This is a genomic window from Paenarthrobacter sp. YIM B13468 (assembly GCF_042788025.1).
Classification (GTDB): domain Bacteria; phylum Actinomycetota; class Actinomycetes; order Actinomycetales; family Micrococcaceae; genus Arthrobacter; species Arthrobacter aromaticivorans.
Map to the genome: position 1 here is coordinate 83,865 of NZ_JBHZPI010000007.1, position 26,608 is coordinate 110,472.

A 26,608-nucleotide genomic window follows, 5' to 3' on the forward strand; every position below is an offset into this window, starting at 1 on the left:
CGGATTCCCATGTTTCGGGCAAGTTCTGCGGGCCGCAACTGGATAGGATTCAGCTATGGATGCCGAACAGCCTGCCAGCAGCGAACCCCGCCCCACGCCCGGGGAAGACCGGCCCTCACGGGACCGTGAGGCATTGAACCGTGAGGCGCTGGATCGTGAGGCGCTGCTCGAGCCTGATTTCCTGTCGGCAACCGGTATTTCCCAAATGAATATTGTCGAGTCCACGGGGTCCACCAACCAGGACCTCGTGAGGGCCGTAACCGTGGAGCCTAAAAAATGGGCTGATCTTGCCGTGTTGACCGCCGAACACCAGACGGCGGCACGCGGACGGCTGGACCGGCACTGGGAATCGCCGGAGCGCTCTGCCGTTTCAGTGTCAATGGTGCTGCGTCCCGTCACAGCCGAAGGCATGCCCGTGCCGACCCAGACCTACTCGTGGCTCTCACTGCTTGCCGCCGTTGCCCTGCGCGAAGCTTTGCAGGAAACGGCTGGTGTTACGGCAGAAATCAAGTGGCCCAACGACGTCCTGGTTAATGGACGCAAGGTCGCCGGAATCCTGGCCCAGATGACGCCACTAGGTGACGGATCGGTCCCTGCCGTGATCCTCGGCGTCGGCCTCAATGTGTCGCTGAAGCAGGATGAATTGCCGGTACCAACCGCAACGTCCCTGGCCTTGGAAGGGGCCACGACGACGGACCGCACCGCCCTGCTGAAGAGCTATCTTTCACGCTTCACCCGGCTTTACCGCAGCTTTTGCAACTCAGAAGGCGATCCCGCGGCAGGGTTGGGAGGCGGGCCCTCGCTGCATAAGCGCGTTGAGTCGGCAATGGTCACCTTGGGACGCGAGGTGCGCGCGCACCTGCCCGGTGATCACGAACTGGTGGGCCACGCCTCACGCTTGGACGAGCACGGCTCGCTCCTGGTGGTGGACCACGGCGGCCGGGAACACGTTGTGACAGCTGGTGATGTGGTCCATTTGCGCGCCACGGAAAGCGGTTATGCGTAAAGAGTTGCTTCCGGGGGAGCAGGTCATCACCATCACGCGGCAGCAGCCCCGCTCGCTGTTCTTGCCAACGCTGGTCTTCATCGTGGTTCCTGCCCTGGCAGCCTACGCGTGCGCGTGGATCAGCAAAGGAAATCCACAGCGCCTCGCCCCATTCATTACAGCGGAATGGACGCCATGGCTTGTCGGCGCTTGTATGGCCGTTGCAGGGCTCGTGTTGGTGGCTTACAGCCTCAAGAGGCTGTTGAAATGGCGTTCAGTCAGGTTCATCCTGACGAGCCGCCGGATAATTGCCAAGTATGGAATGTTTCGCCGCAGCGACTGGCAAGTGTCATTGCTGGCCGTCCGCAGCGTGGGGGTCCATCAGAACCTGCTGCAGCGGACATTGCACTCCGGGAATATATCCTTGGATACCGGGCCCTCTGGCGAAGCTGTCTTGACGGACGTGCCGGAGGTCGGAAAATTCAGGGGCTACATTCTTGACGCCATGGATGAACTGCCCAGTGGTGGAACTTTAGAGGCCAACGGTGGGATTTTTGAGGGTGAAGTCCTGTCGGACTCTGATGGGTTGCCGTGGGAACTGAGAGAAGGTGGAAGAGATGAGCGTTGAGGATCAGCAGTCCGGCGAGGACCTGGACGAGGAATTCGACGCCGTACCCGAACCTTCAGTGGATGAGGACACGGAACCAGCGCCCGTCCAGGCGCCTGTGACCATTGGCCCGCCGACCGGCGTGATGTCCGCAGAACGCCTGGCCATCAAAGCGCTTGAGGCGAGGTTGCTTGGCGGCGAACGCAAGCTCCGCCGTCGTGAAGTTGCTGCAGGTGCCGGTGTCTCCATTCTTTCCGCGCGGAAGTTGTGGAGGGCTTTGGGCTTCCCCAATTTCGGCGACGACGACGTCGCTTTCACCGAACGTGACCAAGCAGCATTGTCCACAATTCTTGACCTCGTCCGTGCCGGGATCCTCACCGAGGAAGCCGCGATATCCGTTACCCGATCGATCGGCCAGATGACGGACCGCATGGTGGTTTGGCAGATCGAAGCACTCGTTGAAGACATGGTCCAGGAGCAGGGAATTCCCGATGCCGTGGCCCGCAAACAGCTGGTGGGTCAGCTGCCGGCGCTGGTGGATTCCCTGGAAGAGATCCTGGTCTACTCGTATCGTCGTCAACTCAATGCCGGTGTCCAGCGGCTTGCCGTGCGTGCCGAGGCGGGCTTGCAGGCGAGCGAAGAGGGACGCGAAGGGGACGAAGACGATTCCCCCTTGCCTTTGGCCCGTGCCGTAGGGTTCGCCGATCTCGTCTCCTACACAAGCCTCTCCCGGCGCATGAACGAGAAAACGCTGGCCCAAATGGTCCAGCGCTTCGAGAACAAATGCGCCGAGATCATCTCGGTGGGCGGCGGCCGCCTGGTGAAGACCGTGGGCGACGAAGTTCTCTATATTGCCGAGACCCCGGCGGCGGGCGCTGAGATTTCCCTCGCACTGGCACAAGCCTTCACGGAAGACGAAATCCTGCCCCAGGCACGCGTGTCCATGGTGTGGGGTCGCATCCTGTCCCGGCTTGGCGACATCTATGGCCCCACCGTGAACCTTGCTGCGCGGCTGACCACCCTGGCCCAGCCCGGGACGGTGCTGGTTGATGCGATGACCGCCGCCGCACTCGGACAGGACGAACGCTTCGTGCTGGTCCCGCAAAAGTCCGAGAATGTCCGTGGTTTCGGCGAGATCCACCCCGTGATGCTGGCCCGCGGCCGCGGCAAGGGCTTGGTGCTGGACTAAACGCTCTCTCACATCCTGCGGGTTTTTGGGTGTTTTTCTCTCACATCCTGAGGGTTTTTGGGGATCGTTCTCTCACATCGCCATGGGTCCTGTTTGGGCGGCCAAGCAATTTTTGAGCGCGGGAGCCAATTAGACGACTCGTAGCGGCTCATTGCACCGGGGACGGCCAGGCGTTCCATGGCGCGGCTAAGCCGGAAAATGAACCCCTCGTTGGCTTGATCCCACGGTGCCGGGCCGTTGACGTTACCGATGCTTGCGAAGTCAGATTTCAGCCGGCCTTCCTTCACCTCGATCTCCTCGGCGCCCTGTGAGAGAGGGATGGGGGAAAGCGGTGGGGATGTGAGAGAGGGATGGGGCTGAGGCCACCCGTCACATCTCCGCAAATCGATGGACAAAACGGGTAGTCTTGGGGTTGGTTCGTGCTCGTATGGCGACAGGGTCTGCCCGTCGCCGCATAGTGGGGGAATGTGAATGGCTCTGCCTGATGTGTCCGGCAAGGGCCGTTCCAAAACGCGTTCCAAAAAACCGGGCAGTTCCAACAGGCGCCCATTCAGCCGGCCAAAGGGTCTGAGCACGGCAACGTTCCTCGCCGCCGCAGCTGTGGTTGTCACCAGCGCCATCCTTTATCCAGGCTTCAAAACCACTGACGTAGACCTCAACGACGGCGGCGTTTGGGTGGTCAGTAAATCCAAGAACGCGGCAGGCCGGCTCAACTACCCGTCGAAGTCGTTGGACGGTGCGGTCACCCCGGCCAGCACTGACTTCGAGATTCTCCAGCAGGCCAGCGACATTTTCATCGACGACGCCAGCGGAGCCAGCATTAACCCGGTCAGTGCTGCGAACATGCGCCTCGGTGGAGACCAGAAGCTGCCTGGCGCGGCGGAAGTCAGCTTCGGCACCAAGGTATTGGCGGTCACAGATCCCTCCAAGGGCAAAGTCTGGGCTGTCTCGCCAACGTCCATCGGGGGCTTCAGCGATGAATCCCAGCCCCTGCTTGAGCAGTCCGCGGGTATCGCCTCGGTGGTGGGTGTGGACGACACCATCCACACTTTGGATCCGAAAGCAGGGAAGCTTACTGCCACGAAGGTAGACGCCGATGGCAACGCAATCGAATCGCATGTGCGGACCGATGACACCCTGAAGGCCGACGGCGAAATCCAGCTTGCCGCGGTGGGCGACCAGGCGATCGTCCTCAACCAGGCCACGGGCGACATTGTCTTGCCCGGCGGAAACAAGGTGCACTTGGACGACGCCAGGGACGCCAAGCTGCAGCAGAGCGGTCCAGCAGCTGACTTCGTAGCCATTGCTACGCCCAAGGCCCTCCTTCTGCAGCCCTTGGATGGCGGAACAGCCAAAACGATCGGGGCCGACGGCCAGGGAACTCCCGCAGCACCCGTCCACTTGGGCTCCTGCACTTACGCTGCCTGGTCCGGGGCCAACAAATACGTGCGGGAATGCAGCAATGAAGCGGACAACCGTCGCGCCGACGTCCCCAAGGCGAGCGCATCGCCGTCGTACGTTTTCCGGGTCAACCGTGATCTTGTGGTGCTGAACGACGTAAACTCCGGAAACGTCTGGATGGTCAACCAGAACATGCAGCTGGTGAATAACTGGGATGACGTCATTCCGCCGCAGCAGACCTCGGACGACGCCGACAAGGACTCTGCGGACGAGGTCCAGCAGACGGTTCTCCCGGACCGCAGCAAACCCAACACGCCACCTATCGCCAAGCCGGACTCGTACGGTGTCCGGGCAGGAAAGACCACCATCCTTCCGGTCCTGGACAACGATGCCGATGCGGACGGCGACGTCCTGACGGTCGGAGTGGGGGAGCCGCTGAAGTCAGGAGCGTTGTCAGCCGTCTATGGTGGCACCGGCTTCCAGATTGCCGTGCCGGCCGGAGCTTCCGGTTCGGAAACATTCAAGTATTCGGTGGACGATGGCCGCGGTGGATCGGGAGCTGCTGATGTAGACCTCCGAATCGTCCCTCCTGAGGAAAACAGGGCGCCCCAACCCAAGCCGAACCGCAACAACGCGCTGGTTGTTCAGTCGGGCAAGATCGCCAGCCAGTTTGTCCTCACTGATTGGACGGACCCCGACGGCGACGACATCTTCGCCGTTGCTGCCTCCAGCAGCGACCCCGCTGACCAGGTCCGGGTCAGGCCGGACGGCCTGCTCACCTTCCAGGACTCAGGTGCGGGGCCCGGCCGAAAGACCCTCAACGTCAAAGTCTCGGATGGCACTCTCACCACGGAGGGCCAGATCAGCGTGGATGTGCGCGCTCCGGGAGCCTTGCCACCCATCGCGAATGCGGACCACGTGGTCGCTGTGGCGGGCCAGGACACGGTGATCGCCCCATTGAAGAACGACACGGACCCCCAAGGCGGCGCGCTTCGGCTTGCCCAGGCGCAGCCCGACGGCCAATCGACGGCGGTGGTCGGGCCGGACCAGCAAACGTTCACCTTCAATTCCGGCGCGGTCGGACCCCATTACGTCACGTATATGGTGACCAACGGACCGGCGAGTGCCCAGCAGTTGGTGCGCATCGACGTCGTCTCCGGAAACAGCGACGGCGCGCCGGTAGCCGTGCGCGATATCGCCCTCCTGCCCAGCGGCGGGAGCACAGTGGTTGACGTCCTCGGCAACGACTCGGATCCCGCAGGCGGCGTCCTGGTAGTGCAGTCGGTGACGGCGGCTGATGGGTTGCCGGTGAGTGTGGCCGTCCTTGACCACTCGGTGGTCAAGATCAGTGACATCCGGGCGGAAGGGCAACTGTCCCTGACATACACGATTTCCAATGGCAAAGCTTCGGCGACGGGTGACATCTCGGTCCAGGTGGTTCCGGCGCCCACTAAGCTGCAGGCTCCGCAGGCGAAGCCCGACGAAGTGACGGTCCGGGCGGGTGACATCGTAACGATCCCCGTCCTGGAGAACGACACGGATCCCAACGGTGGCGAACTCGACCTGGACCCTGCCCTGGCCCAGCGGCCGGACGAAGCAGACGGCCGCATGTTCGTGGCCGGAAACACGCTCCGCTTTATCGCGGGGGACGAGCCCAAGACGGTCTATGCGATTTACAAGGTCAGCAACGCCTCCGGCCAAACGGACTCCCAGCAGGTCACCATCCGAATTCGTGCCCGGGACGATGCCACGAATAGCCGACCGGAGCCGCGGAACCTCACGGCCCGCGTTGTGGCGGGCATGACCGTGAAGATCCCTGTTGCGCTGGACGGCATCGACTCCGACGGCGACTCTGTCCAGCTCATCGGGATCGACAAAGCCCCGACGATGGGGACAGCTATCCTGCGGGACGGATACCTGGAGTTCACGGCCGGCGGCAAGTCTTCCGGAACGGACACTTTCAGCTACCGCGTGAAGGACCGAATCGGGGCAGAAAACACTGGCACGGTGATCGTGGGCATTGCCCCGGCTGACGTGGATAACCAGAAGCCGATCGCCGTTGACGACGCCATTGACGTCCGCCCCGGACGCCGGGTTGCAGTGAATGCGCTCAAGAACGATTCAGATCCCGACGGCGATCCCATCGGCTTGGCGTCCGCGTTCGAAGCGAATCCTGGGCTGCAGGTAGAAGCAGTTGCGGGGAAGGTAGTTCTCACGGCGCCCGGTGTGGCCGGAAACGAAAGCATCAGTTACCAGATCCAGGATGACAAGAAGGCAGAAGCCAGCGCTGTTATCCGGGTTCAAACAAGCCCGACGGCGGACCTGCACCTGCCGCTGGCACAGGACGATCACGTCACCCTGGCCGAGACACTTGGGAAGACCGCTGTAGACGTACCCGTCCTGAAGAACGATTCCGATCCCGATGGCGTAGCCGAAGACCTGAAGATCTCCCTTCCTGACGGAAACCCGAACGCCCGCGTGGGTACCGCTGGAAATGTGGTGGTGACGTTGGCCCCGCAGGATCAGCTGATTCCCTATACCGTCACCGATATCGACGGCCAGACGGCAACCGCGGTGATGTGGGTTCCCGGCCAAGGCCTTCAGTACCCGACCCTCGCCAAGACCGACGTCGTGGAAGTCACCGCCGGGGATGAGCTCACGTTGGCGCTCCAGGAATACGTCAAGGTAAGGGAAGGCCGGACGCCACGCATCAGCGTGGCGGACAAGATCCAGGTCCTGGGCGGAGATCCGCTGAACGTGATCGCGGGCGACGGGACGGCACTGCGGTATGCCGCCGAAGCGGAGTATGTTGGTCCAGGTTCCGTGACCTTCGAAGTGACGGACGGCAATGGACCGGACGACGCCGAGGGGCTTAAGTCCACCCTCACCATCATGACGCGGGTACTCCCGGATCCGAATGCCAACCACGCCCCTACCTTCAGCGGCGCTGCGATCGATGCTCCCAAGGGCGACGCCACAGAGCTTGACCTCGCCAATCTCGCCAAGGATGTGGACGCACAGGACCAAGGCAAATTGAAGTTCGAACTCGACGGCCAACAGCCGGGCGGATTCGACGCCCGGATTGACGGTACCGTCCTCAAAGTCACCCCGGGCCCGTCCAGCAACCCCGGGGCCCGTGGTACCTTCCCGCTCAAGGTCACCGACGGCCGGTCCGAGCCCGTCAGGGCTGCTGTGACAGTGACGGTGGTTTCCTCAAACCGTCCACTCCCGGCAGCCAGTGATGATGTGGTGGATAAGGCCGACGCCGGGCGGTCGGAGACCATCAACGTGCTGGGGAACGATTTCAACCCCTTCAATGAATCACCACTGACCATCGTGGGAGCGGTGGTGGAAACAGGTTCCAGCTCCGGTCAGCCCGCCATCTCCGGCGACTCGATCACGGTAACGCCCGCGGACGGGTTCAAGGGCGTGTTGGTGGTCCGCTACACGGTGAAGGATAAGACCGGGGACCCCAGCCGGCAGGCCATTGGACGCGTACGAATCACGGTCCGCGACAAGCCAGACGCTCCATCTGCCCCGGTGGCGACCGACGTTCGGAGCCGCACGGCCGTGCTCAAGTGGGCGCCGCCGTCGGACAATGGCGCAGCCATCACCAAATACACGGTCAAGGCAGCCGGGTTCCAGCAGGAGTGCCCCACCACCACATGCACGCTCTCCGGCCTGACTAACAACGTCAAGTACGTCTTTACGGTCTTTGCTACCAACGAGGTGGGCGATTCTGCCGCCTCCGTTCCATCCAACGAGATCCGCCCGGACGAGAAGCCCTCGCCACCGGATGCGCCGTCGGTCAAGGCTGGGGACAAGAACCTGGCCATCACCTGGACCCCAGCGAAGACCGAGGGGTCACCGGTGAAGCATTACAACCTGGAGATCTCACCGCCACCAGCCAGCGGCATTGCGGTCAAGAACGAGGTCACCGGGCTGAGCTACACGTGGCCGGGCCTGACCAACGGCGTGAAGTACAAAGTCCGCGCGCAGGCTGTCAACGAACTCGGCCCTTCCGACTGGAGCCTGTACTCCTCGGAAGACCACCCAGCCGGGCTGCCCGGCGCCCCGGCGGCGCCCAGCACCGCCGTCGTATCTTCTGTTGGCACGCAGAACCAGCTCCGCGCCGATTGGTCTGAACCGGACATCAACGGCGATCCCATCAAGAACTACTACGTCACGATGAGTGGTGGTGGCGGAGCAGCGCAGTCACAAACCGTACCCGGCAACGTGCGCAGTGCCACCTTCACCGCCAGCAACTCCGAGGCAGGTTACACGTTCACCGTGCAGGCCGAGAATAAAGCGGGCAAGGGCGGAGTCAGTGCCGCGTCAGCACCGCGCCGCGCCACGGGCAAGCTCGGAACCGTAGGAAATGTCAGCGCCACACCCGCCAACACAGGGGGAGCAGGCACCCAGCTCACCATCAACTTCAACCCGTTGACGGCTGCGCAACGCAACGGCTCAAGCGCGAATGAAGTCAGCTACACCTATACGGCGAGTACCGGCCAGTCAGGGGCTATCCAGCCGGGCCAGACCGTGGGCGGCTTCGCCAACGGCCAGGCAAGCAGCGTCACCATCACCGCACATTCCTCGGTGGCGCCCAGCTCGGATGCGAGTGCCCCTGCAACGGCTACGCCGTATGGATCCCCGGGCACGCCTTCTGCATCTGGAACGAACGGTGAGCTGAACAACCAGTCCGTAACGCTTAACTGGGCCTCGCCCCCGCCGTCCAGCAACGACGTCAAGACCACAAAGATCAGGATCGACAACGGTGCCTGGGAAACGGTTGCGGCTTCCGGAAGCAGGACGATCAATACCGGCGGCTGGGAGCAAACCCGCACCATTTATGTCCAGACGTTCAATTCCCTGGGGACGCCAGGGCCGCAGGTCAGCGCAAGTGCCACATCGGGCCGGCAGGGCGTCTGGGAGGGCGTTCTGAACACCTCGGTGGTTCAGCGTTCCTGCACCTACACGTTGGGCGGAGACAACTACCGGCCTACGCCCTACTTTGACTGCGATGGCGTGAATGCCAACCTGCCGCCGTGGGAATACCCCGGGCAGAAGATGGTGGTGAAGTGCTACATCGTCCAAGGCGACCAGTCCGACCAAATGTTCACCTGGTGGAGGATCGAGGACGGTTCGGACAGGAACGTGGGCCGCTACATCATCTCCTTCCACACCACAGTGGGTGAGCCTGGCCGGGTAGGCGCGCCGCAATGCTAGCCGCCGTCCACGCGAGGGGAGTTCTCCCCATCGCCGCGCCCCCGGGGAAGGCCATAGGCTGTCAAAGCCAATGGAGAGTCCAATCTCGGGTTCCCTTGGCTCCTCGTCCGGTGCGTGGGATAGTCTTAGGGACTGAAAATTCCGCCGCCGTATGGGGGTACTGCGGAATGCAAGGCTGCTGGCACATGCCGGTTGGTCTGGACGCCGCCTGGGGGCGGCTGTACAACAAGGGAATTTTGGGGCTGTGACATCTTTCTTCGGCAAGCTGGGGCTGAAAAAGCGTCGAAACAGGAAACTCGTATCTGCCACTGCTGTGACTGCGGCCGGCGCCTTGCTGGTAGCGGGCGCAGTCCTCTATCCGGGGTTCAAGACGGCCGAGGTCGATCTAAACGACGGCGGCGTGTGGGTTGTGAGCAAGACCAAGAACGCCGTGGGACGGTTGAATTATCCCTCCCGGGTTCTTGATGGAGCCGTGACACCGGCAACCACCACCTTCGATGTCCTGCAGCATGACGGCAATGTTTTTGTGGACGATGAGTCCGGCTCCACCATCAACCAGGTCTCTGCGGCGAACCTTAAGTTGGGTGGCGACAAGCAACTGCCCTCGTCCTCGCAGGTCAGCTACGGTTCCAGCGTCCTCTCGGTCACGGACCCCGCCCGTGGAAAGGTGTGGGCACTTTCGCCGTCCACCGTGAACGGCTTCGATGAAGAATCCACCGAACCAGTCCTCACGGGCTCGCAGAACATGGTGTCAGCCGTCGGACAGGACAACCGCATTTACACGGCGGACCCGGGCAAGGGCGAAATCACCATCACCACCGTGGACGCCAATGGCGAACGGGCTGCCTCGGAAGTAACCAAGGTGGACGAGCTCAAGGGCGCCGGCGATCTGCAGATTGCGGTTGTGGGCGACAAGCCGGTAGTGCTGGATGCCGCATCCGGAAACCTCTTCCTCCCCGGTGGCCGCAAGCTCCAGCTACAGGACGCCCGGGAAGCCAAGCTCCAGCAGAGCAGCGAAGACAGCGGATATGTAGCCATCGCTACGCGCAAAGCCCTCCTGAAGCAGCCTTTGGACGGGTCCACGGCAGCCACGGTCAACGTGGACGGAGAGGGAGTTCCCGCCGCGCCCGTGCAGGTCAGCAAATGTGTCCACGCAGCGTGGGCCGGGGCCAATAAGTATGTCCGCGATTGCGATAACGACGCAGACGATAAGAAAAACGATGTCCCCAAGGCCAGCGCATCGCCCAGCTACGTCTTCCGCGTGAACCGGGACCTCGTAGTCCTCAACGACATCAACTCCGGCAGCGTCTGGCTGGTCAACCAGAACATGCAGCTCGTGAACAACTGGGACGATGTTGTCCCGCCAAAGAATCAATCCGATGACCAGGACCAGGAATCCGCGGACAACAACACCATCAACGTCCTACCGGACCGTACCAAGCCGAACCGCCCGCCGGAGACCAAACCCGATGAGTTCGGCGTACGTCCCGGCCGTACTTCCGTCCTGAGCGTCCTGGACAACGATTCAGATCCCGACGGCGATGTGCTCACCGCCTCGGTTGGCGCCAACGGCCCCAAATCGGGTGCGCTGGAGAACATTTACGGGGGCTCAGCTTTCCAGATCAAGGTCCCTCCCACCGCGAAGCCCGGCACGGAGGTCTTCGACTACAACGCCGCGGACGGCCGTGGCCTGTCCGCCGGTGGCAAGGTGACGCTGCACGTCGTGGCACCGGAAGAGAACAAGCCTCCACTGTTCAAGCGTGCCGAGCCCACTACGATGCTCGTGGAGCAGGGCAAATCCGTTAGCCAAAACATCCTTACCGACTGGATGGATCCCGACGGCGACGACCTCGTCCTGCTGGACGCCAAGGCTGACAATGACCAAGACCAGGTCAAGGTCCGCCGGGACGGGTTGCTCACGTACCAGGATTCCGGCGCAGCGCCAGGCAAAAAGAACGTCACCATCACCGTCTGGGACGGCCGCGCCACCACCACAGGCAAGGTGGTGGTGAACGTGCAGCCGCCGGGAGCCCTCGCACCGGTGGTCAACGCGGACCACGTCACGGCAGTGGTGGGCCAGGACCTGGTCATTTCCCCGTTGAAGAATGACGTCGACCCCAACGGCGGCGCCTTGCGCGTGGCCCATGTTGAGGCTGCCGGCCCGGCAGAGCTGGGCCCTGTCACCGACGGCGGAACCTTCACGTTCCGCAGCAATACCCCGGGCCCTGTGTATTTGAGCTACATCGCCAGCAACGGACCACAAAGCAGCCAGGGCCTGATCCGCGTGGACGTGGAGTCCGGCAAGGACGCCGGAGCCCCGGTTGCCGTCCACGACGTCGCCTTGCTGCCTGTGGGTGGAAGCGTGTTGGTTGATCCGTTGGCCAACGACTCCGATCCTTCCGGCGGAGTGCTCGTCCTCCAGTCGGTTACGGTGCCCGATGGCTCCTCGGCATCGGTCAGTGTGATCGACCACAGCGTCCTTCGTGTCACTGACGTCCTTGGAGCCAAGGAACCTTTCGTATTCAGCTACACCATGTCCAACGGCCGCGCCTCGGCCACCGGAACCGTGGGCGTCGTCCCGGTGCCGGCCCCCGCCGTCGTCGAGGCTCCCCAGCCAAAACCCGACGAAGTGAACGTACGCGTCAACGACGTCGTCACCATTCCTGTCCTGGACAACGACACACATCCGCAGGGCGAAAAGCTCTCTGTTGATCCGGTGTTGGCCCAGCCCATTGCCGAAGGAGACGGCAAGGCGTTCGTTTCCGAAGACACGCTCCGCTTTATCGCAGGTCCTGTTCCCAAGACCGTGCGCGCCATCTACAACGCCGTGGATCCACAGGGGCAGAAAAGTGCCGCTGCGGTGACCATCCATATCCTCCCGTTGGAAGGCGCCCAGAATTCGCGGCCACAGCCCAAGAACCTGACGGCGCGGGTGGTGGCCGGCGGCAGCGTCCGCATTCCGGTTCCGTTGGATGGCATTGACCCCGACGGCGACTCGGTTCAGCTCACCGGCATTGACAGCACACCCAGCATGGGAACCGCGACGGCGGGTAGCAACTTCATCGATTTCGTCGGCGCAGGCGACGGTGCTGGTACCGATACGTTCCGGTACAAAGTGATTGACCGCCAAGGAGCAGTTAACACGGGAACTGTCACAGTCGGAGTGGCGCCGCGTGGTGAAGACAACCAGAAGCCGGCACCGGTGGATGACGAAGTCAAGGTCAGGCCAGGCCGGCAGATCGCGGTGGATGCTACTGCCAACGACACTGATCCGGATGGTGATCTGATCCGGATCGTGGCCGATGGCATCGAAGCTGACCCCGGCTTGGACGCCCATGTGAGCAAGACCAGTGGCCGCATCCTTATTACTGCGCCTGCTGCCGAAGGCACGGTGAACGTCCGCTATTCTGTCGCCGACGACCGCGACGCAGTGGGCCAGGCCAGCATCCGGGTGATCGTCAAAAACGATATCCCCCTGCAGGCCCCCATTGCCCGCGACGATCGCGTGACGTCGGCCCAGACTCTCGGGAAGACGGCCGTGGACGTGCCCGTCCTGAAGAACGACGAAGACCCCGATGGTGTGGGGGAGAACCTCAAGATCAGTACTGGGTTGGAGACGGCACGGCCCGGTTCTGAGGGCAACGTCATCGTTGACCTCACGGAGCAGCCGCAACTGGTGCCCTACACCGTGGAGGACGTGGACGGACAGAAGTCCACGGCCATCATCTGGGTGCCGGGCATCGGGCAGCAGGTTCCCACGTTGGCCAAGGATGAGGTGGTGGAGCTGGTATCGGGCCAGTCTGTCACCGTAAATTTGGCCGACTGGGTCAAGGTCCGTGATGGACGTTCCCCCCGCCTCACCCAGGCGGACCGCATCAAGCTCATCGGGGCTGACGGCAGCGATCCTATTGCCAACGGTGGCACTGCAATCAAGTACACCGCGGGTGCAGAATACGTGGGCCCGGGATCCATCAGCTTTGAAGTCACGGATGGAACAGGTCCTGATGACCCCAACGGCTTGAAGTCCACGCTCAGCATCCGTACCAAGGTGCTTCCGGACCCCAATAAGAACAATCCGCCCACGCTGCTTGGCAGCCAGGTTGAGGTTCCCAAGGGCGACTCGGCGAGCCTGGACCTGGAGAAGCTGACCTCGGATCCCGATGCCGACGACGTCCAGAACATGGGCTACGAGCTGGTGGGCGCGGCGCCCGGCGGTTTCCGGGTGAACATCGACGGCAAGACACTCAAGGTGTCCGCTGACGATTCGGTGCAGATCGGCCAGAGCGGCACAGTCCAGGTGAAAGCCAAGGACCGCCGCGGACTGGAAGCCCTCGCTACCTACAAGCTCTCCCTGTCGGCATCCAACCGGCCCAAACCTGTGGCCAATGATGATGTGGAACCCGATGCCCAATCGGGCAAACCGGTCACAGTGAATGCACTGGCCAACGATTCGAACCCGTTCCCCGATACGCCGCTGAAGATCGTCTCGGCCGTGACTGAAACTGGCCAGGGTACCGCGGATTCCAGTGGTGGAAACGTGACAGTGACGCCCGCAACGGGCTTCACCGGAACAATGGTTGTGGCATACACAGTGCAGGACAAGACCGGGGAGCTCTCGCGGTACGCCACGGCACGCATCCGGCTCACGGTGAAGGACAAGCCAGCTGCTCCCACGACTCCGCTTGCGCAGAGCGTTGGCGACCAGACTGCCTTGCTGACCTGGAATGCCCCTGCCGACCGTGGTTCGCCGATCACTAAATACACGGTGTACGGCGAAGGCGGCTTCAAACAGGACTGCCCAGCCAACACCTGCACGCTGACGGGCCTGACCAACAACGCGAAGTACCACTTCGCAGTGACGGCCACCAATGCCATCAATGAGTCCGATCGCTCGCCGGTGTCCGCGGAGGTTCGACCCGACGTCAAACCGGACACCCCCGTGGCACCGACGCTCAAGTTCGGGGACAAGCAGTTGTCCGTAGCCTGGGTCCCGCCAGCCAGTAAGGGCTCGCCCGTCAAGTCCTACGATCTTGAGATCTCCCCGGCTCCTGCGGGCCAGAATCCCCAGATCCAGAACCTCACCGGTGCAAGCTACGTCTGGAAAGGCCTGACGAACGGCGTTGCCTACAAGGTCCGTGTCCTGGCAAGAAACGATGCCAAAGAACCCTCGGAATGGAGTCCCTACTCCGCCGCGGAAACTCCGGCAGGGGTCCCGGCAACACCGGCTGCTCCTTCAGTGTCCGGCGCAGGATCGGTTGGCAGCCAGAGCCAGCTGAAGGTCAGCTGGGTAGCACCGAACAATAATGGCGACCCCGTGTCTGCCTACACGCTGACCACCTACCGGGGTGGCGCCGTCGTGGGTTCCCAGTCTGTAGCCGCGACATCGCAGAATGTCACCGTGGCAAACGCTGAAGCTGACTACACCTTTACGGTTTCGGCTACCAACAAGGCCGGTGTCAGCGGAGTCAGCCAGCAGTCGGCTGCTATTCGTGCTGCGGGCAAACCCGGCACGGTAGGAAGCGGTTCGGTCACCGCAACCGGCACCAGTGGACAGCTCCGGGTGGCATTTACACCGCTGACCGCCGCGGAACGCAATGGCTCGCAGGACAACGAAATCACCTACCGCTGGCAGACTGCCTACGGCTCGGGGCCGATTGGCCGTGGCGGCGGAGACATCGGCGGTCAGCCAAACGGCACCAACGTGGTGGTCAACATCATTGCCACTTCGGTGAAGAACGGCATGTCCGGTGATGCCAAGGCAATCGGCACGGGGAACCCCTATGGGCCTCCGAACGCGCCGAACGTCAACGGTGGAAAGTCCGCCAAGGGCGATGGCCAGGTGCACTGGACGTGGAACAACCCATCCATGAACGGCCGGCCCCTGGATCACTACGAGGTCAGCCTGGACGGTGGCGGCTGGAACGGCGTGGGTAAGGCCACGAGCTTTGATGCCTCCGGTGGTGGATGGAACAACACACGCAACCTGAAGGTCAGGGCAGTGACTGTTGTGGCCGGACCGGCCGGCAGCGCCAACTCCACCAGCGGCGACGACCCCACCCCACCGCCGCCAGCGTCACAGATCCAGGTGGACGCCAGCAGTGTCCGCACGTGCCCGGGCAAGCCCGGCCTGCCGGACTCCTACACTCCGGGCAGCCCTGCCAGTTGCGGCGTCGGCTGGGTGGAGCGCTCCTGGGGCAAGATCACCATCAATTGCACCAAAGACATCTACGGCAACGGCACCCCTTGGTACCGGCTACAGGGCACTGCCAAGGACGGCTGGTTCGTCAAGTCCACCACGGTGGATCTCTACGGACCCCGGCCAGGCGGTTGCTGAATTGCCCACCACACATCATCCCAACCCGTCATACCCAGATAAGGACTGAACCCAATGACCATGACAAACGAGCAGGCCGCGTGGTTTGCAGAAACGTTCGAGAAGCTCGTTGCCAACGTGGGCCAGGCCGTTCTGGGCAAGGACCACGTGATCCGGCTCACCTTCACGGCGATGCTGGCTGAAGGCCACGTCCTGTTTGAAGATGCGCCTGGTACTGGCAAGACCTCCCTTGCCCGTGCCTTGGCCGCGACAGTCCAGGGTTCCCACAACCGCATCCAGTTCACTCCGGACCTCCTGCCTTCGGACGTCACGGGTGTGACCATCTATGACCAGAAGACCCAGAAGTTCGAGTTCCACAAGGGCCCGGTCTTCAACAACATTGTCCTGGCCGATGAGATCAACCGTGCCTCGCCGAAGACCCAGTCGGCGTTGCTGGAGGTCATGGAAGAATCGCGCGTCACCGTGGATGGCACCACGTACGAGGCAGGCCGTCCGTTCATGGTCCTGGCTACGCAGAACCCGATTGAACAGGCCGGTACCTATCGCCTGCCTGAGGCGCAGCTGGACCGATTCCTGATCAAAACGTCCATCGGCTACCCGGACCACGCCTCCACTGTAAGGCTCCTGGGAGGGGCCAACTTGAAGGACCGTTCCAAGGACCTCACTGCCATCATCACCACCCAGGCCGTGGCTGACATGGCGGACCTCGCCGCCACCACCCACGTGGACACTGCAGTGCTGGAATACATTTCACGGCTCTGCGAAGAGACGCGCAACGCTTCCGAGACCCGCCTTGGCGTCTCGGTCCGTGGTGCCTTGGCCATGGTTCGCGCCGCGAAAGTTTGGGCGGCCGGACAGGGACGCAACTTTGTCCTTCCGGATGACATCAAGGAACTTGCCCCCGTGGTCTGGACGCACCGTTTGGTGATGGATCCCGAGGCCGAATTCTCCGGCGCGACGCCGGAGGTCGTGCTCACGCGTGTCCTGGCCGACGTCGCCGCCCCGCAGCAACGCGCGAGCGCATAGGGCTGTGCGAACGCTTAACAAAGTAGTCGGTGCCTGGCAGCGCAAGCCCGGCATCCAGAAGCCCGGCAAACTCCATCCCTCGGCCGTATGGGCTGAAGCTGTGGGAACGGCGGGCGAGTTTGTCGCGCCGGCATGGGCCAAGGTGCGGGAGCTGTGGCTTCGCTTCGCCTGGCCTGTCCTTTCCGTGGTGAGCGTGCTCGGCTGGGTGGTCCTTGCTGCGGCTATTGGGCTGTGGATCGCCGGGCAGGCCTGGGGGTGGCAAGAGGCGAAGTCTGCCGCGATGGTTGCTTTCCTGCTGTTTGTGTTGGCCGTGGGCTTCATCGTGGGCCGCTCGGCTTACGGCGTTGTCCTGGATCTGGCCCGAACCCGCGTGGCGGTGGGGGACGACGCCGTGGGCAGCATCGCCGTGTCCAATCCTTCGGCCAGGCCGCTGTTGCCTGCCGCGTTGGAGTTGCCGGTGGGCGCCGCGACCGCTATCTTCCACTTGCCCCGCATGAAGCCGGCCCAGGTACATGAGGACCTTTTCACCATTCCGACGGCGCGGCGCGCTGTGATTGTTGTCGGTCCCGTACGATCCGTGCGTGCTGACCCGCTCCATCTACTGCGGCGGCGCGTGCTCTGGACTGAGCCGGTGGACCTTTTCGTCCACCCACGCACGGTACCGTTGGGAGGCTCGGCTGCCGGCTTCATCCGAGACCTTGAAGGCATGCCCACCACGGAACTTTCCAGTGCCGATGTGTCCTTTCACGCACTGCGCGACTACGTTCCCGGGGACGATCGCCGTCACATTCACTGGAAGACCACGGCCCGCACCAACAAACTTATGGTCCGGCAGTTCGAGGAAACGCGCCGAGCGCACCTGGCTATTTCGCTCTCCATCAACACCGACGAGTACGATTCCGAATCCGAATTCGAAATGGCCATTTCCGTTGCCGCCTCCATCGGCCGACAAGCCATCCGGGAGCAGCGTGAGCTGGACGTCCTGACGCAAAAGGGACCGCTCCGCTGTGAAACTGGCCGCAACCTGCTGGACGACATGACCAGGATTGTGGGGGCACCCCTACGGAAGACCGCCGTCGACCTCGCCCGGAACCTATCGGACACCGTTCCCAACGCATCCGTGGTGTTTTTCGTGGTGGGGAGCCATGTTACGGCCACGCAGCTTCGCACCGCGGCGGCGTCCGTTCCGCCGGGTGTCCGCAGCCTGGCCGTCCGCGTCCAACCCGGAGCGGCGCCGTCGCGGGCCAACATTGCAGACCTGACGGTCCTCACCGTTGGCGACCTCGATGACCTGGCAATCGTGCTGAGAAAGGCGGCAGCATGAGCACCGCACCAAATCTTCGCGCACGCCGCAGGGACACCAGCGGCGCCAGGCGCGCCAGCGCTGGCTCGGTCTTCGCCGATGGCCGACCCCTTTGGCATTTTGCCGTGGACTGCGGCGCCTTGGTGGTCCTGCTGTTCCTGGGCGTGCTTGGCTTCAGCCTGAGCTTCGGTGGCGATCCGCATTACATCATCGCGGGCCTGGGCGGCATTTTCCTGGGACTCGGCATCGCGATCCTGAACGCGCACCTTCGCTTGGGACTGCTGATCACCACCGCACTGGGTTTCGGCGCGTACATGCTGTTCGGTTCGGCATTGGCAGTGCCCGACTCAGCCGTCCTCGGGTTCCTGCCGAGCCTGGACTCGCTGCGGATCTTGCTGCTGGGGATTGTCTTTGCGTGGAAGGACATGCTCACGGTGGGCGTGCCCGTGGGCACGGCCAACGGCATGCTCATTGTGCCGTTCCTCAGCTCGCTGATCACAGCACTGGCTGCGGGCTTGTTGACCTGGCGTCTGAAGAGCCCGTATTGGCCGCTGTTGCCGGTGCTGGTCCTTTTCGTCACCGGCATCGCCTTCAGTACCAGCGCGGGCTTCCTGAATGTGGAGCGCGGCGTGTCCTTGACCATTGTCTCGATTGTCTGGGCGACGTTCCGCCGTGACGCACTCCGGCAGAGCAGCACCAAGACCGTTTCGGCCAACAGGGCTGAGTCCGACGCCGGTGCGGCCCGCCGCGGGAAGCTTCGCCGCCTGGGGACTGCTGCTGCCGTGGTGGTCGCCGCCGTCGGGATCACCGCAGTCGCTTCGCCTTTGGTGACCGCCAGCGACGACCGGAAGGTACTGCGCAACACGATCGTTCCGCCGTTCGACCCCCGCGACTACATCACGCCGCTTGCGAGCTTCCGGAATTTCGTGAAGGACGAGAAAGACCACACGCTGTTCACTGTGAAGGGCCTACCCAAGGACGCACGCGTGCGACTCGCGGCGCTGGATGCCTTTAACGGCCTGAACTACACCATGGATCCCAACAGTTCCGGCAACTTCAGCAAGGTGGGTGATGCCCGTTCGCTGAACACGCTGGCCGATACGGGAAGCCCCGTAGCCGGAACCAATTACACGCTGGAAATCAACATCGAGGACTACCAGGGATACTTTGTCCCGGGAGGCCGCCACACCACAGGTATGAGCTTCCTGGAGAGCTCCGGGGCGGCGTCGGGACTGTACTTCAACGCCGGCACCGATACCGCAGTGACCACCAAGGGCCTGGCAAAGGGCGACAACTACACGGTCCAGGTTTCTGATCCGGGAACTCTTGAACATGGCCAGCTGACGCAGTACGACTTCGCCAAGCTCACGTTGCCCGAGGCCCAGGAAGTACCGCCGATCGTCGCCTCGCAGGCGAACGAGCTCTCGGCTGACGCTCCCACGGCAATCGACCGTGTTCGGCAGATCGAAGCCCACTTCCAGAAGAGCGGGGCGTTCAGTAACGGCCTCGTGGCTGACGGCCAGTTGCCGAGTTTGCCTGGTCACAGTGCAGCACGCGTTCGCAGCCTGCTCTCCGCCAAGCAAATGCTGGGCGATGACGAACAATACGCTGTGGCTATGTCGCTCATGCTGCGTCACCTCGGCATCCCTTCGCGCGTCGTCATGGGGTTCTATCCCGATCCCAAGAGCCCGGAAAACGGTGCAGGGGACGTCAAGATCACGGGCAAGGACGTGCACGCCTGGGTGGAAGTGGCCTTCGACCGCGTCGGCTGGGTGTCGTTCGATCCCACCCCGCCCAAGGACAACGTGCCCATCCCGCCGGACCCCGAGAACAAGTCCAAGCCCAAGCCGCAGGTGCTGCAGCCGCCGCCCCCGCCGCAGGAGCCCGCGGACCTCCCGCCGGACTCCACCCCGGATGCCCTGGATGCTGACGAGAAGAAAAACAACCCGTGGCTGTTCTGGGGGCCGCTGCTGGCCGCGATCGGCGTGGCAATGATTCCGCTCGGAATTCTCGCCGTGCCGCTCCTGCTGATCCTTCTGCTTAAATCACGACGCCGGAAGGCACGTTTTCGTGATGGCCACCCCGCCCAGCGGGTGGGCGGTGGGTGGAACGAAGTGTTGAGCCTTGCCACCGACATGGGCGCCTCGATAGACAACAAGTCCACGCGGCGGGAATCGGCCACCGTCATCGCGGAGGCATTCCCGGTGACCGGAACTACCACCACGATGCTGGCGCACAGGGCTGACGCCGCAGTCTTCGGAGCGGGTCAACCCAGCGAGGAAGAAGTCAAGGAGTACTGGGAAATCGTGGATTCCTCGCTTGAGGACATCACCGGAAGCGTTGGTTTCTGGAAGAGGCAGCAGGCCAGGTTCTCGCCTAGATCGTTGCTTTCCGATGGCAGGGCCGCGCTGCGCCGACGGGAACAGACACCCCCGGACCCCACGAAGGGTGGCAAGTTCACAGCCGGCAACCTGTTCAAGAAGAAGGGCAGCATTGATGAGTAGTGAAGCTGAGCTGTGCCCGGCCTGCAAACACCCGGTGCGTCCCGGCGCAGCTTTTTGTACTCATTGTGGATCGCCGCTGACCAATCGTGGAGCCCGGAAGGAACGCAACGTCAACCGTGCCCAGGCTGCCGCCCTCGACTTCGCAACCCGGCAAGGCCTGCCCGATGCCGGTAGTATCTCGGTAGTGCCGGCGTCAACAGCACCGATGCAGCCGGGACGTGAATCAGCTGCAAACGTACATCCGGGGCCAGGGGGAGGGACCACAATGACTACACAGCTCGAGCTGGTACCGGCATCCGCAGGCAAACGCCTGGGTGCGGCAGTGCTGGACTGGTTGGGACCTGTGGCCGTCCTGGCGACCACCTTCGCACTTGGCATCGCGGGCATCACCCAAACCCGGCGGAACGGCTTTATCGTCTACGACACCGCTCTGCTGGTCCTCTTGGGGAGCATCGGCCTCGGTGTCACGGTCGTATACGTGTTTGTACTTCTTGGAATCGAAGCCCGGTCTGGAAACACCATTGGTAATCAACTGATGGGCATCAGAAGTGCCGATGCCGACGGCTACGCTCCGGGCGGGGGTGTGGTCTTTGTCCGTGGCATTCTCACGGGTGGGCTCCTCCTGCTGGGGGCAATCCTCGGCGCAGTGCTGTTGGGGCTTGGGTTGCTTGGATTGGTCCTGTGGATCGCCCTCCCGCTCATGGTCCTAGGTGTGGTTTGGGCCGTCCTGGTGGTTGTTTCCAATGCCTGGGACAAGAACGGCAAGCTGCGTGGCTGGCATGACAAAGCTGCGAAGTCCTTGGTGTTCGATGTCCACGCAGGCCGCAACCCGGTTGCTACTGGAGGGATCCAGGGGCCTTACAGCTTCGCGCCCGTCGAGCTACCGCCCGTGCAGCCAGTGGTGTCACCCATGCCGTCAATGTCCAGGGCATCAGCAACGTCCGGCGCACCAGCAACGGCAAACCCTGTTCCAGCACCCACCCCAGCCCCAATGCCAACAGCGCAACCTTCCCACAATCCCAACCAGTGGCGTCCTCCTGCTGCCCCGCGTCCTGGGACTCACTCACACCAGGCTCCGGCAGGGACGGCGCAGGCGGATCAGCAGCCAGCTCCTGTTGCCCCTGCGCACCCGGACGATGACGTGGAGAGGACGCAGATGCGGCCCGGAACTGCCCGGGCGGAGGCCGTGCTCCGGATCCGTGTCGACGACGGCCAGGACGTCCAACTGGGTGGAACCGTCCTGGTTGGCCGCAATCCGGCACCCCAGCCTGGGGAAGCTGCCGAGCAGTTGCTGGCCGTTTCGGATCCAGGAAGGTCCATCTCCAAGACCCACTTGCACCTCCGGGTTGATGGCGATGGTGTGTGGGTTACAGACCGCAACTCAACCAATGGCAGCGCCGTCACCACGCCCGATGGCCTCCAGACCCGGCTTCATCCGGGGGAAGCAGTTTTCGTCAGACCAGGTTCCACCGTTCACTTCGGGGACCGTTCCTTCCACCTAGGACAAGCATGAACTCACAGCCGGCCAGTCCCGCCGATGCGGATGCCAACGCCGCTGGATCCTCCTTTCAACTTAGCTACGGATATGGGACGGACCGCGGACTGCGCCGCGAACTGAACGAGGACTCCTTCATTGCATCGGATCCCGTCTTCGCGGTGGCCGATGGCATGGGGGGCCATGAGGCAGGCGAGATCGCCAGTGGCGTGTGTGTGCGCACCCTGGGCAGTTCCCCTGTCCTGGCGGCAGGGGTCCGTTCGGCTTCGGCAGCGGACCTGCAGGAGTGCCTCTTGAAGGCCGATGCCAGCATCCGCGAAGCCACAGGAGCGCGCGCGGGGACTACGCTCTCCGGCGTCGTGGTGGTGGAACAGATGGGCGTTCCCTATTGGCTGGTCATGAACATTGGGGATTCCCGGACGTATCGCCTCAGCCAGGGTCATTTCGCCCAGATCAGCGTGGACCATTCAGAAGTCCAGGAACTGGTGGACTCCGGTGACATCACGGCCGAGCAAGCGGCAGTTCATCCGCGCAGGCATGTGGTCACCCGCGCTTTGGGCACTGGCGACGAGACCGAGGCGGACTTCTGGTTGCTGCCCATTCAGGAGGGGGACCGGATCATGGTCTGCTCCGACGGGCTGAACGGCGAACTGGGGGATGACCATCTGTTCCGCATCCTCAGCACCGTGGCCCATCCTCAGGACGCAGTGGATGCCTTGATCCAAGCTGCCCTGCGCAGCGGCGGACGGGACAACGTCACGGTGATCGTGGTTGACGCCAAGAACGTCCTTAACGACGCCGGCATCGCCACCACCGCGCCGCGCCCGGAGAGCGAATCAGAGGTGGAGGAGGACACCCTCCCCAGGGCCTGGGTGACAGGAACTGACCAGGAGGAGGGCGTAGATGGCAAGCACTAACAACCCACCCCACGCCCGATACCAGCGTGGTGACTGGTTCGGCGTCGTGCGTCAGGGCACTGTGGTGCTGTTGGGCCCCGACACGTCGCCTGCCCTGATCGATTCGGTGTGGGAACTTCTAGCGTCCGCGCCTGAAGCCCATGAGGTCCTCCACGAAGTGACCGAGGCTTTCGGGGTTTCCCTCAGCCGCATCCCACCCTTTGGAATCATCGACTCCAAGGACGCGCTGCGCGTGTTTCTTCGCGGCGACCTTGAACTCGTCGTGAAAATGTCCGCCGGGGACGAGGTGCTCTCTGGACGGGACGTGACTACCTGGACGGAGCGCCGGCTCACCGGCGCTGATTCGTACAGCCTGCGGATAGCCTCGGGAACGGGTTCCCCTTCCGTCCCGGGAAACCTTGGTATCCCGGCAAGAGCTGGTAAAACCTCGACGCCGGACGGCAGCTTGCCGCTGGGGGAGGGCGTGGTTCTGCTTGCCTCCCTCGAGGTGGTGCTCCAACCCGGCGCTGTGAAGGTTCCGGCGCCGGCTGTGGTGTCCGATGAAACCATGATTGGCTACGCCGACGCAGACCTGGGTCTCACCATCGCGCCCGGACATTCCGAAGGTCATGCCGAGAGCACTGAACAGCCCGAACAGCCCGAGAGCACTGAACAGCCCGAGAGCACTGAACACCCCGAGAGCACTGAACAGCCCGAGAGCACTGAACACCCCGAGAGCACTGAACAGCCCGAAAGCGCTGAAGAATCCTCGGGCGTTCCCGTCCACACCAGCACCACGGATCCCATAATTCCTTCGCTGGAGACCACCACCAACTATGACCACCTGTGGGACAAGACGGTGATGCGCAACATCGAAGACGCAGCTGTGCGCGTGGACGACGAATCTGACGATCACGATGCTCCGGCGGCCCATGCCCCTGCGGCACAAACTCCGGCATCAGAAACATCGGGCTCGGAAACACCCACGTCAGAAGCACTAATGTCAGCTTCGGCACCAAGTCCCGCGCCTGGGTCGGCCGAAGCAGGCAGTGACAAGGCAGCGGACGGTGGATCCGGCGTCGGGCATGTGCCTGCACTGATCGAGTCCGTTCCCTGGCTGCGCAGCCCCGGCGAAGTACCCGCCCCTGAGGGCCGGGCCGAATCGATTGCTCCGCCACAAGCCCCTTCCACTTCAGCGAATGGCAACCGGCCTGCGCCTCAGGTTCCGGCGGGATGGGAGTCTGCCCCGGCGGGTTTGGCGTCGATGCCAGCGCTTCGGCCCACCATGCCCATGAATAGTCCGCGCTCGGACAGCGTCCCCGCGGCGGAGGATGCTGACCATGACGGCCAGACGATCATGAAGAGCAGCATCGCCGGCCAGGACGCACAAGGTGCAGAGCCCGGCGTTGCACCGAAGGATGCCCCGGCTGGCAACGGTCCCAGCGTTTTAGCGCGGGTGTGCTCCCAAGGTCATGCCAACCCGCCCACGTACTCTCAATGTGCCACGTGTGGTTTCGCGCTATCCGGTGATTCGCTTCAGGTCCCGCGACCCCGCTTGGGCAGGATGCGGTTATCCACTGGTGAGCTGATCGATTTGGACCAGTCACTCATCATTGGAAGGCAGCCGTCAGTGTCCCGCGTGCAGGGCGGCACCATGCCACGACTGGTCCAGGTGGAGAGCCCCGGAGGGGACATTTCCCGCTCACACGTCGAGGTTCGGTTGGAGGGTTGGCACGTCATGCTGTGCGACCTCAAAGCGACGAACGGAACCGTGCTCATTCGAGAAGGCCAAGCACCCCGCCGACTCGCCCAAAACGAGATGGCCATCCTTTTGGACGGCGACATCGCTGAATTGGGCGACGACATTTCATTGCGTTTCGAGGAGATTCTTTGAGTTCCAAGAGGCCCCCCGCGCCGCCTCCACCGATTCCCGGCTTCAAGTACGTAAGCCTGCTGGGCTCAGGTGGCTTCTCTGACGTGTACCTGTACGAACAGGACAGGCCGCGCCGTAAAGTAGCCGTCAAGGTGCTGCTGTCCGACTTGAAGACCGAGGGTGCACGCCGCCGTTTCGAGTCCGAAGCGAACCTGATGGCGCAGTTGTCCTCGCACCCGTACATCGTGACGATTTTCGAGGCGGAAATCACGGAGAGCGGCCATTCCTACCTGGCCATGGAGTACTGCTCCCGGCCCAGCCTCGATGTGCGCTACCGCCGCCAGCGCTTCAGCGTGGATGAGGTCTTGGCCGTCGGCATCCAGGTGGCATCCGCCGTCGAGACCGCGCACAGGGCTGGCATCGTGCATCGGGATATTAAGCCCGCCAACATCCTGGTCACCGACTACAACCGTCCCGCCCTCACCGACTTCGGCATTTCCGGGACCATTGGGGCCGATACCGAGGACGACGCCGGAATGTCCATCCCGTGGTCACCGCCGGAGCAATTCCGGGGCGGGGCAGTTGACGGCGTTCCAGTGGACATTTGGGCCCTCGGTGCCACCCTGTACACGCTCCTTGCGGGTCGTTCACCGTTTGTCCTTCCTGGCCAGGACAACTCGCAGCGGGAACTGATCTCCCGCATCACCAATTCGCCGCTGCCCAGGCTCGGCCGTGCCGACGTTCCGGAGTCCTTGGAACTCGTCTTGGCTACGTCCATGGCGAAGTCCCCGGAATCCCGCTATTCCTCGGCCCACGCTTTTGCCTTGGCGTTGCAGCGGATCCAGACAGAGCTGAACTTGTCCGTGACGCCCTTTGAGGTGCTCGAAGAACAAGCGCACGGCGACGAGCACCCGGACGACACCTACGAAGAAACCAGGGTCAGGAGCATCGCGTCCATTGATCCGGACGCGCCCGGGACGGCTACAACCGGCTCGGCTCCCACGTTCCCGGCACGGACCTTCCCTTCCACTGTTCCGGGAAGCGCCACTGTTCCAGGAAGCAGCGCACACCCGCAGCCGTCACCTCCCCGGTCGCAGCCACCGCAGGTTCCTTCGGCACACACCTATCCGCCGTTCCACGCTCCTCAGCCTGGCACGCCTGAACCCGACCCCGCCGAGTCCACGGTCCTTCGCGGCTGGCAGCCTTCGGGCCGGCAACATGAAGTAGACGCGACGGTGGCCCGCTACGCTGTGCAGGCCCCCACCGACAGCCCGGAGGAAGCCGCAGTTGCCGACCACGGCAAACGCAATCTCTGGCTGGCGGCGACGGGCGCCGCAGTCTTGGTTGTCGCGATTGTTGTGGGTGTGGTGCTGGGTGCCCAGGCGCAGCCGAAGGTTGTCCCCACGGAGAGCGGGAGCAAATCCCCCGTGGATGCTTTGGGCGATGGCGGGGTTCCGGATGTAGAGGGGCTGATCGGCACCCGGGACCCCAAAAATCCGGACTTCGCTGATTTCAAGTGGAAGAACCCGCAGCCCAAGGACGGTGATACCTACAAGTGGCGTTACAGGACTGTCGTCCTCACCGAAAGTGACTACAGCACCTCCGAAAAGGAGCCTCGCGCACGGGCTTATGGCACGGAATCGCCACTTTGCATCCAGGTGATTATTGTCCGCGCTGATGGCAGTGCCTCGTCCGGGGGCGAGGGTTCCATCGCCTGCGTGGACTAGAAGCGGCCGCATGACACACACTTACAGCCGACTGAGGAG

Annotated in this window: 12 protein-coding genes; all 12 read left to right on the plus strand. The window is 63.1% G+C overall.

Translation table 11 applies throughout. From position 1 onward, the window contains the following. Window positions 1–55: 55 nt before the first annotated feature. The 12 genes from ACFX4T_RS08815 (at window position 56) to ACFX4T_RS08870 (ending at window position 26,569) form a co-directional block, all read left to right on the plus strand. Window positions 56–1,006: a biotin--[acetyl-CoA-carboxylase] ligase gene (locus tag ACFX4T_RS08815; protein ID WP_377651495.1), complete on the plus strand. Its 951-nt coding sequence runs from the start codon at window positions 56–58 to the stop codon at window positions 1,004–1,006. Further along, window positions 999–1,613 (plus strand): PH domain-containing protein, encoded by a 615-nt coding sequence (locus tag ACFX4T_RS08820; protein ID WP_377651496.1) that lies wholly within the window; start codon window positions 999–1,001, stop codon window positions 1,611–1,613. Before ACFX4T_RS08815 ends, ACFX4T_RS08820 begins: the two co-directional genes overlap by 8 nt. Next, entirely contained in the window at window positions 1,603–2,781 is a 1,179-nt protein-coding gene (locus ACFX4T_RS08825) for an adenylate/guanylate cyclase domain-containing protein (RefSeq protein WP_216925409.1), read from the plus strand. The genes ACFX4T_RS08820 and ACFX4T_RS08825 overlap by 11 nt, the downstream gene beginning before the upstream one ends. A gap of 471 nt (window positions 2,782–3,252) precedes the next feature. After that, window positions 3,253–9,411: an Ig-like domain-containing protein gene (locus tag ACFX4T_RS08830; protein ID WP_377651497.1), complete on the plus strand. Its 6,159-nt coding sequence runs from the start codon at window positions 3,253–3,255 to the stop codon at window positions 9,409–9,411. Between the two features lie 244 nt (window positions 9,412–9,655). Continuing rightward, window positions 9,656–15,745: an Ig-like domain-containing protein gene (locus tag ACFX4T_RS08835; protein WP_377651498.1), complete on the plus strand. Its 6,090-nt coding sequence runs from the start codon at window positions 9,656–9,658 to the stop codon at window positions 15,743–15,745. Between the two features lie 54 nt (window positions 15,746–15,799). Continuing rightward, complete coding sequence (locus ACFX4T_RS08840) at window positions 15,800–16,771, plus strand: MoxR family ATPase (protein WP_216925406.1); 972 nt, start codon at window positions 15,800–15,802, stop codon at window positions 16,769–16,771. A 4-nt stretch (window positions 16,772–16,775) separates the two neighbouring features. Then, window positions 16,776–18,095, plus strand: a complete 1,320-nt coding sequence (locus ACFX4T_RS08845; protein ID WP_377651499.1) for a DUF58 domain-containing protein — start codon at window positions 16,776–16,778, stop codon at window positions 18,093–18,095. After that, window positions 18,092–20,578: a transglutaminase domain-containing protein gene (locus ACFX4T_RS08850; protein ID WP_377651500.1), complete on the plus strand. Its 2,487-nt coding sequence runs from the start codon at window positions 18,092–18,094 to the stop codon at window positions 20,576–20,578. Before ACFX4T_RS08845 ends, ACFX4T_RS08850 begins: the two co-directional genes overlap by 4 nt. Then, window positions 20,571–22,091: an RDD family protein gene (locus ACFX4T_RS08855; protein WP_377651501.1), complete on the plus strand. Its 1,521-nt coding sequence runs from the start codon at window positions 20,571–20,573 to the stop codon at window positions 22,089–22,091. The genes ACFX4T_RS08850 and ACFX4T_RS08855 overlap by 8 nt, the downstream gene beginning before the upstream one ends. Then, window positions 22,088–22,990, plus strand: coding sequence for a PP2C family serine/threonine-protein phosphatase (locus tag ACFX4T_RS08860; protein WP_216925403.1), 903 nt, complete (start codon window positions 22,088–22,090; stop codon window positions 22,988–22,990). The genes ACFX4T_RS08855 and ACFX4T_RS08860 overlap by 4 nt, the downstream gene beginning before the upstream one ends. Further along, window positions 22,977–24,863, plus strand: a complete 1,887-nt coding sequence (locus tag ACFX4T_RS08865) for a hypothetical protein (RefSeq protein ID WP_377651502.1) — start codon at window positions 22,977–22,979, stop codon at window positions 24,861–24,863. Before ACFX4T_RS08860 ends, ACFX4T_RS08865 begins: the two co-directional genes overlap by 14 nt. Then, window positions 24,860–26,569: a serine/threonine-protein kinase gene (locus tag ACFX4T_RS08870; protein ID WP_216925401.1), complete on the plus strand. Its 1,710-nt coding sequence runs from the start codon at window positions 24,860–24,862 to the stop codon at window positions 26,567–26,569. The genes ACFX4T_RS08865 and ACFX4T_RS08870 overlap by 4 nt, the downstream gene beginning before the upstream one ends. The last annotated feature ends 39 nt before the right edge of the window (window positions 26,570–26,608 follow it).

What these genes read in the sequence shown, in the direction of transcription:
- ACFX4T_RS08815 (WP_377651495.1), top strand. Translation starts at nt 56, where the DNA reads ATGGATGCCGAACAGCCTGCCAGCAGCGAACCCCGCCCCACGCCCGGG.
- ACFX4T_RS08820 (WP_377651496.1), top strand. Translation starts at nt 999, where the DNA reads ATGCGTAAAGAGTTGCTTCCGGGGGAGCAGGTCATCACCATCACGCGG.
- ACFX4T_RS08825 (WP_216925409.1), top strand. Translation starts at nt 1,603, where the DNA reads ATGAGCGTTGAGGATCAGCAGTCCGGCGAGGACCTGGACGAGGAATTC.
- ACFX4T_RS08830 (WP_377651497.1), top strand. Translation starts at nt 3,253, where the DNA reads ATGGCTCTGCCTGATGTGTCCGGCAAGGGCCGTTCCAAAACGCGTTCC.
- ACFX4T_RS08840 (WP_216925406.1), top strand. Translation starts at nt 15,800, where the DNA reads ATGACCATGACAAACGAGCAGGCCGCGTGGTTTGCAGAAACGTTCGAG.
- ACFX4T_RS08850 (WP_377651500.1), top strand. Translation starts at nt 18,092, where the DNA reads ATGAGCACCGCACCAAATCTTCGCGCACGCCGCAGGGACACCAGCGGC.
- ACFX4T_RS08855 (WP_377651501.1), top strand. Translation starts at nt 20,571, where the DNA reads ATGAGTAGTGAAGCTGAGCTGTGCCCGGCCTGCAAACACCCGGTGCGT.
- ACFX4T_RS08860 (WP_216925403.1), top strand. Translation starts at nt 22,088, where the DNA reads ATGAACTCACAGCCGGCCAGTCCCGCCGATGCGGATGCCAACGCCGCT.
- ACFX4T_RS08865 (WP_377651502.1), top strand. Translation starts at nt 22,977, where the DNA reads ATGGCAAGCACTAACAACCCACCCCACGCCCGATACCAGCGTGGTGAC.